The sequence below is a fragment of the Sporosarcina sp. NPDC096371 genome (assembly GCF_044762865.1).
Taxonomy (GTDB): domain Bacteria; phylum Bacillota; class Bacilli; order Bacillales_A; family Planococcaceae; genus Sporosarcina.
This window is the reverse complement of sequence record NZ_JBIWFE010000011.1, coordinates 50,519-64,958: the sequence shown is the minus strand read 5'-3', so window position 1 is coordinate 64,958 and position 14,440 is coordinate 50,519. Positions and strand designations below refer to the sequence as shown.

Genomic DNA, 14,440 nt, shown 5'->3' with positions numbered 1-14,440 from the left:
TTTTATAGTGCGAGACAACGATGTTGTATTAAAAGTAAACAATCTTAAAACTTATTTTCGGACAAGTCATGGCTTAGTGAAAGCTGTTGATGGTATTGATTTTGAAGTTAAGGAAGGCAGGACAATTGGATTGGTTGGGGAATCAGGCTGCGGAAAAAGTGTAACATCGCTTTCTATTATGGGGCTCTTGCCTAAGACCCTCGCACAAATAGAAGATGGTGAAATTAACTTTAATGGCGTGGATATAACGAAATTAAATGAGAAATCTTTAAGGAAAATTAGAGGTAATGAAATATCTATGATTTTTCAAGAGCCAATGACTTCGTTAAATCCGGTTTTTACAATCGGCGAGCAGTTAAGTGAACCGCTTAAACAACATACTAATTTGAGTAAAAAAGAAATGAAAAAGAAGATTATTGACATGCTTACTTTAGTAGGAATTCCAAGGCCTGAAGGGATTTATTCTGAATATCCTCATCAACTTTCCGGTGGGATGCGGCAAAGGGTAATGATTAGTCTTGCTATGCTATGCAATCCGAGACTATTAATCGCTGATGAACCAACTACTGCGCTTGATGTAACCATACAAGCGCAAATCCTTGAGCTAATTAAGGACATTAGAAACAAACAAAATATGGCGATCATTTTAATTACCCATGACTTAGGTGTAGTTGCAGAAATGTGTGATGAAGTTGTAATTATGTATGCGGGTCTAATTGTTGAACAAGCAGATATTAAATCAATTTTTGATAACCCGAAACATCCATATACACAAGGGTTATTAAAATCACGTCCAGGAACAAGTTCTAATGAAAGAAAAAAAGAGCTGGTATCTATTCCAGGAAGTGTTCCAAGACCAGATGAGCTACCTCCGGGCTGCACATTTGCAGCCCGTTGTCCATTTGTTATGGGGAAATGCATAACTGAAAAGCCGCCCTTATATAAATTGGAAAACCGATTATCCCGATGTTGGCTATATGAAGAGGAAGCTAAGGGGAGGGAGATGGACTTATGTCTGAAGTAATTTTAAAAGTGAAAGATTTAAAGCAACATTATAAGATAGACCAAGGTTGGTTAAAGCAAGATTCTGTTGTGAAGGCCGTCGACGGTATCGATTTTCAAGTTATGAAAGGTGAAACATTTAGTATTGTTGGTGAAAGTGGTTGCGGAAAATCTACAACTGGAAGAACAATACTAAGGCTCAATGAACCAACCAGTGGAGAAATCATTTTTGAAGGGCAAGATATCACAAAGCTGTCGTATGAAGAAATGAGAAGACTACGGAGAAAGATGCAGATGATTTTTCAAGACCCATACGCTTCGTTAAATCCTAAAAAGACTATCCGTCAAATATTACTTGAACCTTTGCGGGTTCATAACTTATTCACACCTAAAGAACGTCTTGAGAAGGTTATTGAAATTCTAGAAATCGTAGGTTTGTCTGAATACCATATTGATCGTTACCCTCATGAATTTTCAGGTGGACAAAGACAACGAATTGGAATCGCGAAAGCCGCGATTCTAAATCCAGAACTAATTATTGCGGATGAACCTGTATCTGCGCTAGACGTATCCATACAATCTCAAGTCATTAATCTACTATTAAAGCTACAAAAAGAATTAGCTCTGACGTATATCTTTATCTCTCATGATCTAGGTGTAGTTCGTCATATCTCGGATCGTGTGGCCGTCATGTATCTTGGAAGTATTGTTGAAGTTTCTAAAACGGAAGACTTGTACGATAATCCGTTGCATCCTTATACTCAAGCCTTATTGTCAGCAGTTCCGATTGATCATCCGGATGAAGTTAAAGAAAGGGTAATTTTAAAAGGTGATGTGCCAAACGCTGTAAATCCGCCTATGGGTTGCACATTCCATCCAAGATGCCCGGTAGCAATGGATATATGTTCAAAGGTACAACCAATACCTACTGTACACGATGGAAATCATTCGGTTTCGTGCCATTTATATAATTGAATCAATTTCATAATTACCGATTACGTTTAAAAAGTCGAATACTTATATGGTTATACATTTAAGTATTCGTCGATATAACATACACTTGCGTTGATTAGAGCGTAGGGCGGCGACTCCGGCGGGATCAGAGCGAGCTGAAGCCCCCGCCTGAAGCGAAAATCAACCTTTTTCGGATACTAAGCCCGACATCTCTATTGTTGAATTAACTAAATTAATAGACATAAAAGTTTTTTGAAGGGTGTTTTCCACCTATTAACATATTGTAATATAGGAAAGTTGTCCTCTATGATGGGGGAATCTGATTGTAAAACTAGTTATTACACAAGGGGAAATGTTGACTCCCGTAGGAAAACTGAAGGTAACGAAACGTCTTATACTACTGTGGGACTTTGCAGATGTGAAGATTTTCATGGGTCTATCACGCATCAATAACTGGTCTATGAAGGTCACATTATCCGTATGGTTACGGATATAAATAGGGAAAATACAAGTGTTGATTCCCAAAAACGACTGAGGGAGTGGACCCGTATCTAGTTAAACATTTACGTGCTATAATAATATGCAACTATTTTGGAAAATCCAGATTCCTTTAGGAGGGTAATTATGAGTTCTACACAGCCGAGAAGGATGTCGAAAGACTATGCTTATTATGAATTAAAGAACAAAATTTTGAATGGAGTAATTCCGCCGGATCATGATTTAGTTGAAGGAAAGCTTGCGGAGGAATTAGATATAAGTAAAACGCCTTTGAGAGAGGCGTTACAGAAACTAGAAGTTGAAGAATTAGTCATTAGACAGCCTAATGGACGATTAAAAACCGCTTCTATTACTGTGCAGGAAGCAGAGGAATTGTTCCTTGTTAGGAGCTACCTAGAAGGAATTATTGCAAGTAAAGCAACACAGCATGCTACAGAAGAAGATATTGAAATACTATCTAGTTATTGTCATAGGATTAGACAAGCTATTAAATATAAAGACGTTGAAGAAGTTCTTTACTACGGGGAGAAGTTCCATAATCAATTGTATGTAATGAGTAGGAATCGAACGGCAGTAAAAATTTTGAATCAGTTAAATGCGCATGTGACGAGATATCGTAGGTTAATTACAATGAGTAACGATGAAATAATTGATGAGAATACCGAACTCAATGGGGGTATTGAGGGGCATACAGTTATTTTAGAACATATTATTAATGGGGAACAATTGAAAGCAGAAAATGCAATGAGAATCCATATTAAGAGTAGTATGAGTACCGCTATAGAATCAATTAAGAAGTATGAGCAGAATCTAATTGCCGAATTAAAGTCTTAAACCTAAAGCTTGTCACTTCTTCTATTAAACAAATTCATAGGAAATGGGATATTTGAATCGCGAGGTCTAAAGAAACAGAGGGGAAGAAATAATGTCTAAATCAATTCTTTTGGCAAGAATTCAGGGGATGTTTATTTTTATCATTGCCCTAGTCATTCTATTTCAACAACTATTTAATAGTAGTAACCCAATGCCTTCAATGATACTTTATGGTTCTATAACAATGGTGCTTCTTCTTTTTCCAACGATAAAAAAGGCTGCATTAATTATTTCAATCATAATGCTAGTTCTAGGTCATATTTTGTTTTTTTATTACCAGTTGAGCTTCGATGTTTGGAAATCGGCGGTATCTATAAATTTAGGACTAATTAGTCTTTTCGCTTTTGTTCCAATGCTAATTATTCCAATTAGTGTTGGAGGATATTTATACAGTATTGAAGAAGAATTGAAGCGATTTCATTCCAAGCCAAAGTATGTTTTTGTACTTTTATCATTTTTAACATTTCTCCTAGGTTCGGTCGTGAATCTAGCTATTATCCGCGTACTGTATCCTTTATTTAAAAAGACGAATCTTTCACCCGAACGTTTGGGAAAGGCAATGTATACGGGCTTTATCTCAACAAATGTATGGTCACCGTATTTTGCATCGGTGGCGATCATCCTTCACTTTATGGAACTTCCTTATACGACGCTAGGCCCCTTTTTATTAACTCTTGCAGTTTTACATTTTGTTTTCGGGAATATTGTTGTTCTTTTTATTTTGAAAAAGGATAATAACTTAAAGTTACCGGAAGAGATGGCATTGCAATTAGAGAGAATGAATAGTCAAAGGAAAAAAGTGATTCAATTGATTGTAATCATGAGTGGTATTTTTATTTTCTTGTTTATTTTGGAAAAAGCGACGGGTCAAAAAATGACGGTTCTTGTTTCAATAATGGGTTTAATAGGTTCCATAGTATGGCTTTTGTTCCTTCGAGAGGTGATGAAGTTAAAGGAGCATTTAAGTACATACATTAGTTATTCTCTTCCGAAAATAGCAAATGAACTTAGTTTGTTTGTTAGTGCGGGTTTCTTCGGAATTGTTGTGATGAGTACACCTGTTAATTTACTTATTAATAATTTTATTAATACGATCGCGGATAAAGTATCATTGGTTTTCTTAATAGGTATTCTTATACTTTTACCCGTGGTTTTAGCATGCATTGGTGTTCATCAAATCGTTTCTGTCACATTATTAGCGACATCGATTTCACCTGAAAATATTGGTTTAACTACACTTTCATACGGAGTATTATTGGCAGCAGCGTGGTGCCATTCTTCGGCAGCTTCGTCTTTCTCACCTCTCAATCTTACACTAGGTAGTGTTTTGAATAAAAGCTCATTTAAAGTAGGTATAGGAAGTAACTACTTATTTTTTCTAGGGACCTTATTAATCACTATCAGCTTTGTTTACTTAATAAGATGAAGTTCTAGTAACTTACATCTAGGGTATCTGGTTCTGAAACAATTCTTATTTGTTTTAGAACCAGATACCTTTTTTATTGGAACGAAAAGTGTGTGCATCCAATCAACCGCATGAAGTGTCTAACTCTATAACTGAAAACGGTATATTTTATACCGAAACTGGTTATAATGAAAAAACTAGGGGGTTATGACATGAAAAGTGTGATAAAGGTTAAGGAAATAAAAATTGAGAATTTAAGAAACGTGAAAAGTGGTAGCATTTGTACACCTGTTCAATTCTCGGAATTTGAAAAGGCGGATATCGTGGGGCTCTATGGTCAAAATGGCTCGGGGAAGACGACGATTGTTGAAGCGTTTTCGATTGTTAATCAGCTGTTCAGTGGTGGCAATAACTATGAAAGTTTTCCGGGTAACTTGGATAATATGATTTGTTTTATTGAACAGTATGCAACGATTGAAATCGAATTTCTGGTGAAAAATAGTGATGGGGAATACTTTTTAAAGTATTTTGTGGAGCTATGTGAAGGGAAAGATCGGGTTTATCCTACTAAAGAGAAACTGAGTTATCGTGAAAATGAAAAGTTTAAGCGTTATAAAAATTTGATTAGTAAAGAAAACGATAGTATTCAATTTAGAGCGAAAGATTTGAGTGAGTTTCATGAAGAGGACAGAATTAAAGTCATGGTTCTCAATAAATTTGCGAAAGAACGAAGCATGTCTTTTATTTTCCATAAGGAGCTCAGGGAGATGCTGCAAGGGGAATTGGAGCATTTTGAGTTCAATTTGATAGAAAATATAGCTGTAGATTTTTATCGGGATTTGCATGTCATTAATAATGAAAGTATCGGTTATTTAATGATGAAGCATATGATGCCTTTTAGTATCCATTTGGATCGGAAGCGTGGGTTTATCCCTTATGATTTGGAAACGCCTGCGTTGCTTCCTACTGAACTGTATACGGTGTTGGTGGAAGCGATTGCGCAAACGAATAAAGTTTTGACGGCGATTATTCCTGGGTTAACGATAGAGATTAGACATATTAACGATCAATTGAACGATCGAGGCGAAGAAGCGGTTCGATTTGAATTTCTATCGAGACGTGAAGATTCATTGTTGCCGCTGCGAACGGAATCAGAGGGGATTTTGAAGATCATCTCTGTGCTTAGTGTGTTGATAGCGGTCTATAACAATCCGAATGCGACTGTGGTTATTGATGAATTAGATGCTGGGATTTATGAATACCTTCTTGGTGAATTGTTAACAGTGATTAGTGAGGGCGGAAAAGGTCAATTGCTGTTTACTTCCCATAATTTACGGGTATTGGAGGTGTTAACGCCGAAAGATCTTTGGTTTACGACGGTCAATGCTGATCATCGATATATCCAGTTAAAAGGGATTAAGAAGATGAATAATACGAGAGATGTCTATTTACGGTCGATTCAATTAGGTGGACAGGATGAATTGATTTATCAGAAGACCAAAACACACACGATTAAGCGTGCATTCAGAAAAGCTGGTGTTAGAAATGAGTAAGAAAGTCGTGCTGATATTAGTGGAGGGTGAAACGGAAGAAACGCTGATCGCGGAATTTTTGGAGGAACGATTTGGGGATTTGGAAATCATGGTGGATGTTAAACACGGTGATGTGCTAAGTGACTGGAATAGTAAGTTTTCCGTGAATCAGACCAAGTTTATTGTGTCTGAGTGGGTGAGGGAGTATTTGCAGGAAATGAAGTTTTTAGCGAGTGACCTACTCGCTGTTTTTCAATTGACGGATACGGATGGTTGTTTCATTCCCAGCGACCAGGTCGTGGTGGATGAGCAGTATGGGAAGGACAACTATTATTGTGACGACTCAATTTGTGTAGGGAGCAGTTCTAAAAAAACATTAATCGAAGAGCGGAATGATAAAAAAAGTCAGCGCATCGATATTTTGAATACGTATCATCAACTGCATTTGAAAAAAAGTAAAATCATCTATAAAATCTTTTACTTTTCTACAAACCTCGAGCATGTGCTATGGGATGAGCGAAACGAAGACAAGGCCAATAAACTCCATAAACTCGATACGTTTATCGATACTCCCGGGCAGACGATTGAGGCGTTATTAGCGCAATATTTCACGGTGTCGGACGGGGAGTCGACTGTTGACGTCTATACCAATAGTTGGAATCATATTAAAGAAGGCGTTAATTCCTTGGCGAGACAGACGAATATTCCGTTGTTGGTTAATTTTTTGGAAGAAGAGTCTCTGGCAAGGGTGTCGGGGAGTGCAACCTAATAAAAAGTGTTCCGTTAAGAGTTCAACTCTCAACGGAACACTTTTTTTAGTTATTAACGCCGTGGCTGATGAGGTTGGTTAGGATGCGATAACCTCCAGGGACTTGGCTTTGAATTTGGCGATACAGGACGAGGTTGGTGTAGATATACGTTCCTTTTCCGTAAGACGTCATCAGGATGCCGCCTTCGAAAGGTTTTTCGTTTGGATCGGCCATGCTGACAACTGTTTCATAATTTGATGCCCACTCCATTGGATAATAGAGACCGCGCTCTTGAACCCAGTTTTCCCAATCCGAGTCATTGATGTTGTTCGGGAATGACAAGAGTGTGGAATCTGGTTTGGTGATTTTCACTGTTGCATTTTCATCGGTTACACGCCAGCGAATGGATGGATTGCCGATGACGAGTTTGTAAGGAGCGGATTTTTCGGCATCCCATTTGTCGCCAGGTTTATGATACTGCATGACGACATGGCCACCATCTTCTACATATTTTAACAGGCGATTATTGTTCTTGAGTAAGGCTTCACGCGACAGGTATGCGCGGATGCCGACAACGATGGTATCGAATTGCGACAGGTCGCCACTTTCGATGTCTTTGTCGGTTAATAGCGTGATGTCCATGCCTGCATTCGTGAGCGCATCGGCAACCGTATCGAATCCGCTGTCGATATAGCCGACTTTCAGTTTTTCTGGAATGTTTAATTCAAATGCGACAGCGTGGACCGTCGCTGGGTACTCCAAATAGCGTTTGCCGATATGCTCGTATTCGATTTCTTGAATGGTGGATGTGAATTTTTTGCCGTTCCATTCGGCTGTGATGTCGAGTTCAAGTGAGCCTTCTTCCATGTTGGCAGGCGGCGTTAAGTTGAACGTCACTTCTTGGGATTCATGCTTTTTGGCGAATGTAACGACTTGCTTGTCAGCAGATGTCGTCCACCCTTTAGGAACGTGGATTTTGACAGTTGCTTTCGCTTTCGCATGTTGGTAGTTTTTCACCTTGACTGTGACAGGCACTGCTTTTTGTGCGCCTTTTGTATTGATGACGATGTTGGCAGGTTCTGTCGTCAGACTGAATTCAGGTAGAACGGCAACGGTTCCTTCGAAGTTTTGCGTATGGTTGACCGTTTCACCTTGATCCTTAAACTCGATTGCGGCTTGCAAAGCGGGTTCTTTGTAGGCGTGATAGTAGCTGGCCTTTTGCGGGACCGTTACCTTAAAGTCTACTTTTGCAGTTTGGCCTGGCTTTAGCACGGTTAGTTTAGCTAGCTGTTCAAACTTCCAGTCTTTGTCGGCTTTAATAGAAGGCTTGAAATTTGTTAATACCTTTGTCCCTGTGTTTTTGATCATCAGTGTAGCGACGGTTTTCTCTCCTTGAGAAAGGACATTATCCGGTAAGGTTGCGATCAATTCAACACCTGATGAAACATAGGACACTTCTTGTAATTGTTCATCTTTTACATGTAGTTTGCTACGTAATTTTACTTTTGTGGCTTCTGGAAGTTTAGAGGCGTTGACACTTTTGATGGCTTTCCGAACTTCTTGTAAACTTTTTTGAGATAGGTCAAACACGTCTGAACGATTCGGGTAGGCTTGTTGTGTTTTTTCTAGTTCATATTGTAGGGCAATCAATTGTTTAGCGATTTTTTTATCGGCATCGAGTAGTTCAATGCCCCAATCTGACAGGTCGTAGGGAATGCCTGCAAATAAGGAATCATCTGTTTTTGATGGGACAGCGCTATTTTTTAATTCGAAATGAACGGCTCTTGGTGCAACCAGAATGTCATTGCCCATCCCTTGGCTCTTATGCAGATAGCGTGATGCTTCGCCTAGCTGTGGATAACTCATCCCATACACGCGGTCATACATGCCGATTTCTAAAGAAAGTGTTGCTTTTGCTGCTGAATCGGCTGGCAAGTAGTGTTTAGTCGTTTGCCAAGGTTGGAGTCCTTGTTTCAATTGTTCTGGGAATACGGTTGGATCTGCAGCATCTAGGAAAGCCTTGTCCGTTAACACGGTCATCGTTCTGTGATGTCCATGTTGCGAATCGACATCTCTGAAGGATGGCATGATGATATCGGGTTGATAGCTACGGATAAAGCGGATTAACCTTTCATACGTTAGGTCCTCTCCCCATGTCGCTAACGTTTCTTCAGCTGTTTTTGAAAAGCCAAAATCGAAGATGGAATCAGATGTCGTTTCACTTAAATGATAGGCTTTGACGCCTGTGATTTTTGCGGCTTCAATCATTTCTTGTGAACGGATAATCCCAAGGCCATTGCCGAGCTCATTGCCAATTTCGTTTTGGCCACCCTCCCCACGATTGGCGATTAAGCTAGCTGTTTTGACCCCTAGTCCACGCGAAAGGTAAGCGAGTAGGTCGCTTCTTTCATCATCAGGATGTGCGCCAGTATTTAAAAACGTAACGGTCGTACCAAGTGGTTTCAATGAATTCCAGAGATCCACATCCTGTTGTTCGGCAGACGAGTGTTGGGGAAAACTCCCCATGACGGACAGCAGCAAAACGAGTGAAACAACGAGTACCATGAGTTTCTTCAAAGCATTTCCTCCTTACCATTTTGTAGAGCATTTGTGAAGCGGAAATTGGCTTGCTCACAACTGGTCTTATTTTGCTTTCTAGAGAGTATATTGGTTGAAGTGCAAAGAAAGTACAACCTATTGGCAAAGATGGTGATTAATTCTATTTTTATTGTTAAGGGAGAATGGCTATTACGATAAGGGGGTATTCATTTGAAGAAGAAAAGTTTGTTGCTGTTTTTACTAGTGTTTGTGTTGGTTACGGTGGTGGTGGCGGCTTGTGGAAAGGATAAGACTCCGGTTAGTGGTCCATCTGACGAGAAAAGTCCAGATGCTGGAGAAACGGGTACTGAAGAGAAAGAAGCTTCAGGCAATCTAGTGATTTACACGGCGCGTGATGAGAGCGTTGTGGAACAAGTCGTTGGCATGTTCAATGATAAGTACCCCGATGTGCAGGTGGATGTGTTAACGATGGGAGCGCAACAAATCTTAGAGCGGACACGCGGAGAAAAAGCGAATCCACAGGCTGATTTCTGGTGGGGAGGCACGCAGTCGGCATTAATGGTTGCGGCGAACGAAGATTTACTCGAGTCCTATAAACCGTCTTTTGATGCGTCCATTGCGGCGGATCACAAAGATGCGGAAGGCCGTTGGTATGGGGAAATGCTGCTACCAGAAGTCATTATGATTAATAGCGATGTCCTGACGAAAGAAACTGGACCACAAGATTGGGACGAATTACTGGATGCAGAGTGGAAAGACAAAATCATTATTCGTGGTGTATTAGCATCGGGTACAATGCGTACGATTTACTCGTCGATGATTTATCGTCAAGATGCGACGAGCCCGGACAAAGGGTACGCGTGGTTGGAAAAATTGAATGCCAACACGAAGGACTATGCACAAGACCCTACCAATCTCTATTTAAAACTGGCGCGTCAAGAAGGAACGGTTTCTTTGTGGAACTTACAAGATATCTTGCTGCAAAAAGAGTTGAACAACCAACCGTTCGATTACATCTACCCGACAAGTGGTGCGCCTATTTTAGTGGATGGCGTAGCGATGATTAAGGGGAGTAAAAACCAAGATAACGCCAAGTTGTTCTATGAATTTTTATTTGATAAAGAGGTTCGTGTAACACTTGCGGAAGACTTGTTCCAAATTCCTACACGTACGGATATTTCAGCGGGTGATATGCCAGCGTGGTATAAGGATCTAGATTTAAAACCGCTGGATATGGATTGGACGTTATTGGCTGAGAAAGAAGCAGAATGGATGCAATACTGGGATGAAAGAATTAAATCCAATTAACGGTATGACCTAATCTTACGGAGACTTTGAACTATCCATTCGAGTTGTTCTTCTATCAAGAAAAGAGGTCAATGGTGGTGATTACTCAGTATATATATATGTTGATATAAAGAATCCTACTAACAACGCTTGGCGCTTGGGGATGCCTCCCGCAATAAGCCAGACAGAAGACCACTGTCGAGGGAGGGATTGAACTGCATCCCTCCTTTGTCTTATTGCTTCGGCTACCCCAGTAAGGCGCCTTCGCTGGAGATTATAGAGAATGTAAGTGCCCGAAGATGCAATTTCGGGCATTCTAGAACTTTGTACAATGTGTTCCTTGTTTCCTATTAGCAAGGCTTAGGTATTCGATCAAAGTAGGAATGCACTACAATTCCTACTACTGTAAAACCTTATAGAAAGTGCTGCTTCCTAATAAATAAAAAAAGAATAGACCTTGATGAAAGATTCAGCGGTCAAAATTGTATCTTTGGCCGCTTCTCTCCAGGTAAAAAGCTCTTTATTCCTTAGTTCTCAAAAAGCATTCGCACTTCGTGTATCTGTGTCTTTAGAGCGCGACGGATGAACAAACACCATACAATTACCGAAAAAGTCTGTAGGGATGCGACATCGTCGCAGCCCTACAGATAAAAGACATCTCGATAATGGTATAGAAATTGTTCTATCCAAAGTGATCCAAAAGCGACTGTACACAGAGCGCCTAGTGTTTGCTTAAGTTAATTTGTGGTTAATCAATAGACGTGAAAAGAGGTGCTCACATGAAAGGCGTAACATTGGAAAACATCACAAAGAAGTTTGGGAAAGCGCATGGTGTGGCGGATTTAAATATTGCGATTCAACCCGGAGAGTTCTTTACATTTCTTGGACCGAGTGGCTGTGGCAAAACCACGACTTTACGGATGATTGCTGGATTTTACTTTCCGACTGAAGGGGATATCTATTTTGATGATCGGAATGTGTCCACGCTGCAACCAAATAAGCGTGAAATCGGGATGGTCTTTCAAAACTACGCCTTATTTCCACATATGACGGTCGATGAAAATATTGCATTTGGGCTTCAAGTACGTAAACTATCGAAAGCTACGATTAAAGAAAAAGTGGACAGGACCCGATCGCTTGTCCGACTTGAGCAGTATGGATCCAGAAAAATTAATGAGCTATCGGGCGGGCAACAGCAACGTGTCGCATTGGCAAGGGCCCTTGTGATTGAACCCGATATTTTACTGCTGGATGAACCGCTGTCCAATTTGGATGCAAAGTTACGGGAAGAAACGCGTGTGGAAATCAAGCGATTACAATCCGAACTAGGTGTGACGACGGTTTATGTGACACATGATCAAACCGAAGCCATGGCGATGTCTGATCGGATTATGGTGATGGAAAATGGCTATGTCAAACAAATTGGCACGCCGCAGGCTATTTATAATCGTCCCGAAAATCGGTTTGTGGCTTCGTTTATTGGGGAAACGAATTTAATAAAGACGACGGTCCGGCAGGTGACGCGGGACGAGGTAGAGGTGGAAAGTGAAGAGGGGATTCGGCTAGTTGGCATGCCTGCGAATGCTGCTGCGAGTGCTGATTTACGCCAAGGAAGTACGGTATACTTATCGATTCGTCCTGAGGCTTTCGGGATTGGACCTGGACCGAATGAAATGCTGGGGAGAGTCCAATTTGTCGAGTTTACGGGTGTCAGTATTCAGTATGTAATCGATGTAAAAGGATTCCATTTTACATTGATGATGATCAATGATGGAAATGAACTACTGGCGATTGGGGATATGATTGTTGTTCACGTACCCTTGCGCAATGTCTATTTCTTGGGGGAATAGGAGGGTGAAAAATGAAACAAGCAACGACGACGCAAGATAGTAAGTGGGCACGGTTGACCCGTTCTCGCTATTTTATATATGTACTTATTTCACCACTTTTTCTCGTTTTATTGGCCTATGTGATTTTCCCTTTCTATCAAACATTCATCCAAAGTTTTGTAGAAGGAAACACACTCGGCAACTATCAACGTTTTTTTAGTTTGGAAAGTAAGGCCAATTTGCAAGCTTTGTGGACAAGCGTTTATATATCGGTGATCAGTGTAGTGTGTTGTGCGTTTGTCGGTGTGGCAATGGCTTTTTTATTGGAACGCTATGAATTTCCAGGGCGTAAGATTCTATCGATTTTAGTATTAGTTCCGATGGCGCTCCCGCCTTTAGTCGGTGTGTTGTCGTTCACTTTTTTGTATGGAGAAAGTGGCATCATTCCTCGGGGCATCCAACATTTGTTGAGTCTTGACCAAGTCCCTTTTTCATTGAAGGGGGTATGGGGCGTGATTGTTGTCCATACATTTACTATGTATACGTACTTTTATTTGACGGCATCTGCGGCGATTAAGGGGTTGGATCCTTCTCTGGAAGAAGCCTCAACCATTCTAGGTGCGGGTAGATGGATGACGTGGCGTAAAGTGATTTTACCGATGTTGACCCCTTCGCTCGTTGCGGCTGCTTTGTTAGTGTTTATGATTTCGATGGCTTCGTATACGGCACCGTTGATATTCGGGGTGGAACGGACGATGACGATGCAAATTTACTTATCCCGTACCAATGGGAATTTGGATATGGCGGCCACCCAATCGACGATTCTGTCCTTTGTCTCCATCAGCTTTTTAATCATCATGCGTTGGTACCAAAATCGGCGGAATTACCAAAATCAAAGTAAAGGCATTTCCGTACACCGTACTGAAGTGAAGAGTAAGATGATGAAATATGTATCGATGGCGTTATCAGTGATTGGTGTCATTATCTTGATGTTACCGATTTTGGTGTTGGTGTTAATTTCATTCACGAAAGATGGGACCTGGACGATTCAAGTGTTACCGCCGGAATACACGTTTGACCATTACAAAGCGTTATTTACGGATGAACGAACCTGGCGACCGATTTGGAACTCTTTGCAGATGGGGTTTGTCGCAACCGTGGGTAACATTATTTTTGGCGTAGCAGCGGCGTATGCGATGGTGCGTATGAATTTCAAAGGGAAAGCCTTGTTGGATATTTTAATCATGGTTCCTTGGGCGCTTCCGGGTACGGTTGTGGCGGTCAACCTGATTGCGGCATTTAGTCAGCCGAGCGTCTTTAGTTTCAACCAAGTGCTTATAGGTACGTTTTGGATTTTACCGTTAGCTTATTTTGTTCGCCATTTGCCGCTTGTTTTCCGTTCCACGTCGGCGAGTTTAATGCAGTCTGATCAGTCCATTGAAGAAGCTTCGCGCAGTTTGGGTGCATCGTGGTGGACGACTTTTCGGCGCATTGTCCTCCCCTTATCGTTAGCGGGTATTTTGGCAGGTACGCTGCTGGCATTTGTGCAAAGTATTGGAGAGTTTGTGGCATCGATTCTTATTTACAGTACATCGACCATGCCGCTATCAGTTGCGATATTCCAGAAGATGTACGCGTTTAAATTTGGAACTGCTTGTGCCTATGGTGTTTTACAGATTGTTTTAATCTTACTTGTCTTACTAATTTCGGATCGATTGTCGAAGGGCAGTGTGGGGTCTGCGATTTGATGAG

10 protein-coding genes are annotated in these 14,440 nt (G+C 40.7%); 9 read left to right on the top strand and 1 reads right to left on the bottom strand.

What is annotated here, in order from left to right:
* Nucleotides 1-7 precede the first annotated feature (7 nt).
* The 6 genes from ACIQ0H_RS20300 (at nt 8) to ACIQ0H_RS20275 (ending at nt 7,033) form a co-directional block, all read left to right on the top strand.
* Complete coding sequence (locus ACIQ0H_RS20300; protein ID WP_403418911.1) at nt 8-1,024, top strand: ABC transporter ATP-binding protein; 1,017 nt, start codon at nt 8-10, stop codon at nt 1,022-1,024.
* Nucleotides 1,012-1,977 (top strand): ABC transporter ATP-binding protein, encoded by a 966-nt coding sequence (locus ACIQ0H_RS20295; RefSeq protein WP_403418909.1) that lies wholly within the window; start codon nt 1,012-1,014, stop codon nt 1,975-1,977. Before ACIQ0H_RS20300 ends, ACIQ0H_RS20295 begins: the two co-directional genes overlap by 13 nt.
* 603 nt (nt 1,978-2,580) lie before the next feature.
* Nucleotides 2,581-3,288 carry a GntR family transcriptional regulator gene (locus tag ACIQ0H_RS20290; protein ID WP_403418907.1) on the top strand — a complete coding sequence of 236 codons (708 nt, stop codon included), beginning with the start codon at nt 2,581-2,583 and terminating at the stop codon, nt 3,286-3,288.
* A 91-nt stretch (nt 3,289-3,379) separates the two neighbouring features.
* Nucleotides 3,380-4,753 carry a hypothetical protein gene (locus tag ACIQ0H_RS20285; RefSeq protein ID WP_403418905.1) on the top strand — a complete coding sequence of 458 codons (1,374 nt, stop codon included), beginning with the start codon at nt 3,380-3,382 and terminating at the stop codon, nt 4,751-4,753.
* 191 nt (nt 4,754-4,944) lie between these two features.
* On the top strand, nt 4,945-6,285 hold the full coding sequence (locus tag ACIQ0H_RS20280; protein WP_403418903.1) for an AAA family ATPase: 1,341 nt from the start codon (nt 4,945-4,947) through the stop codon (nt 6,283-6,285).
* Nucleotides 6,278-7,033, top strand: coding sequence for a hypothetical protein (locus ACIQ0H_RS20275; RefSeq protein WP_403418901.1), 756 nt, complete (start codon nt 6,278-6,280; stop codon nt 7,031-7,033). The genes ACIQ0H_RS20280 and ACIQ0H_RS20275 overlap by 8 nt, the downstream gene beginning before the upstream one ends.
* A 46-nt stretch (nt 7,034-7,079) precedes the next feature.
* Here the strand turns inward: ACIQ0H_RS20275 and ACIQ0H_RS20270 are convergent, their stop codons facing one another.
* Complete coding sequence (locus ACIQ0H_RS20270) at nt 7,080-9,590, bottom strand: NEW3 domain-containing protein (protein ID WP_403418899.1); 2,511 nt, start codon at nt 9,588-9,590, stop codon at nt 7,080-7,082.
* Between the two features lie 192 nt (nt 9,591-9,782).
* Between ACIQ0H_RS20270 and ACIQ0H_RS20265 the strand changes: the two genes are divergently transcribed.
* The 3 genes from ACIQ0H_RS20265 to ACIQ0H_RS20255 all read left to right on the top strand — a co-directional run bounded on the left by ACIQ0H_RS20265 (nt 9,783) and on the right by ACIQ0H_RS20255 (nt 14,436).
* Nucleotides 9,783-10,880 (top strand): extracellular solute-binding protein, encoded by a 1,098-nt coding sequence (locus tag ACIQ0H_RS20265; protein ID WP_403418897.1) that lies wholly within the window; start codon nt 9,783-9,785, stop codon nt 10,878-10,880.
* A gap of 758 nt (nt 10,881-11,638) precedes the next feature.
* Entirely contained in the window at nt 11,639-12,709 is a 1,071-nt protein-coding gene (locus ACIQ0H_RS20260) for an ABC transporter ATP-binding protein (RefSeq protein WP_403418895.1), read from the top strand.
* Between the two features lie 11 nt (nt 12,710-12,720).
* Nucleotides 12,721-14,436: an ABC transporter permease gene (locus tag ACIQ0H_RS20255; protein ID WP_403418893.1), complete on the top strand. Its 1,716-nt coding sequence runs from the start codon at nt 12,721-12,723 to the stop codon at nt 14,434-14,436.
* Nucleotides 14,437-14,440 lie beyond the last annotated feature (4 nt).

What these genes read in the sequence shown, in the direction of transcription:
- ACIQ0H_RS20295 (WP_403418909.1), top strand. Translation starts at nt 1,012, where the DNA reads ATGTCTGAAGTAATTTTAAAAGTGAAAGATTTAAAGCAACATTATAAG.
- ACIQ0H_RS20290 (WP_403418907.1), top strand. Translation starts at nt 2,581, where the DNA reads ATGAGTTCTACACAGCCGAGAAGGATGTCGAAAGACTATGCTTATTAT.
- ACIQ0H_RS20285 (WP_403418905.1), top strand. Translation starts at nt 3,380, where the DNA reads ATGTCTAAATCAATTCTTTTGGCAAGAATTCAGGGGATGTTTATTTTT.
- ACIQ0H_RS20280 (WP_403418903.1), top strand. Translation starts at nt 4,945, where the DNA reads ATGAAAAGTGTGATAAAGGTTAAGGAAATAAAAATTGAGAATTTAAGA.
- ACIQ0H_RS20275 (WP_403418901.1), top strand. Translation starts at nt 6,278, where the DNA reads ATGAGTAAGAAAGTCGTGCTGATATTAGTGGAGGGTGAAACGGAAGAA.
- ACIQ0H_RS20260 (WP_403418895.1), top strand. Translation starts at nt 11,639, where the DNA reads ATGAAAGGCGTAACATTGGAAAACATCACAAAGAAGTTTGGGAAAGCG.
- ACIQ0H_RS20255 (WP_403418893.1), top strand. Translation starts at nt 12,721, where the DNA reads ATGAAACAAGCAACGACGACGCAAGATAGTAAGTGGGCACGGTTGACC.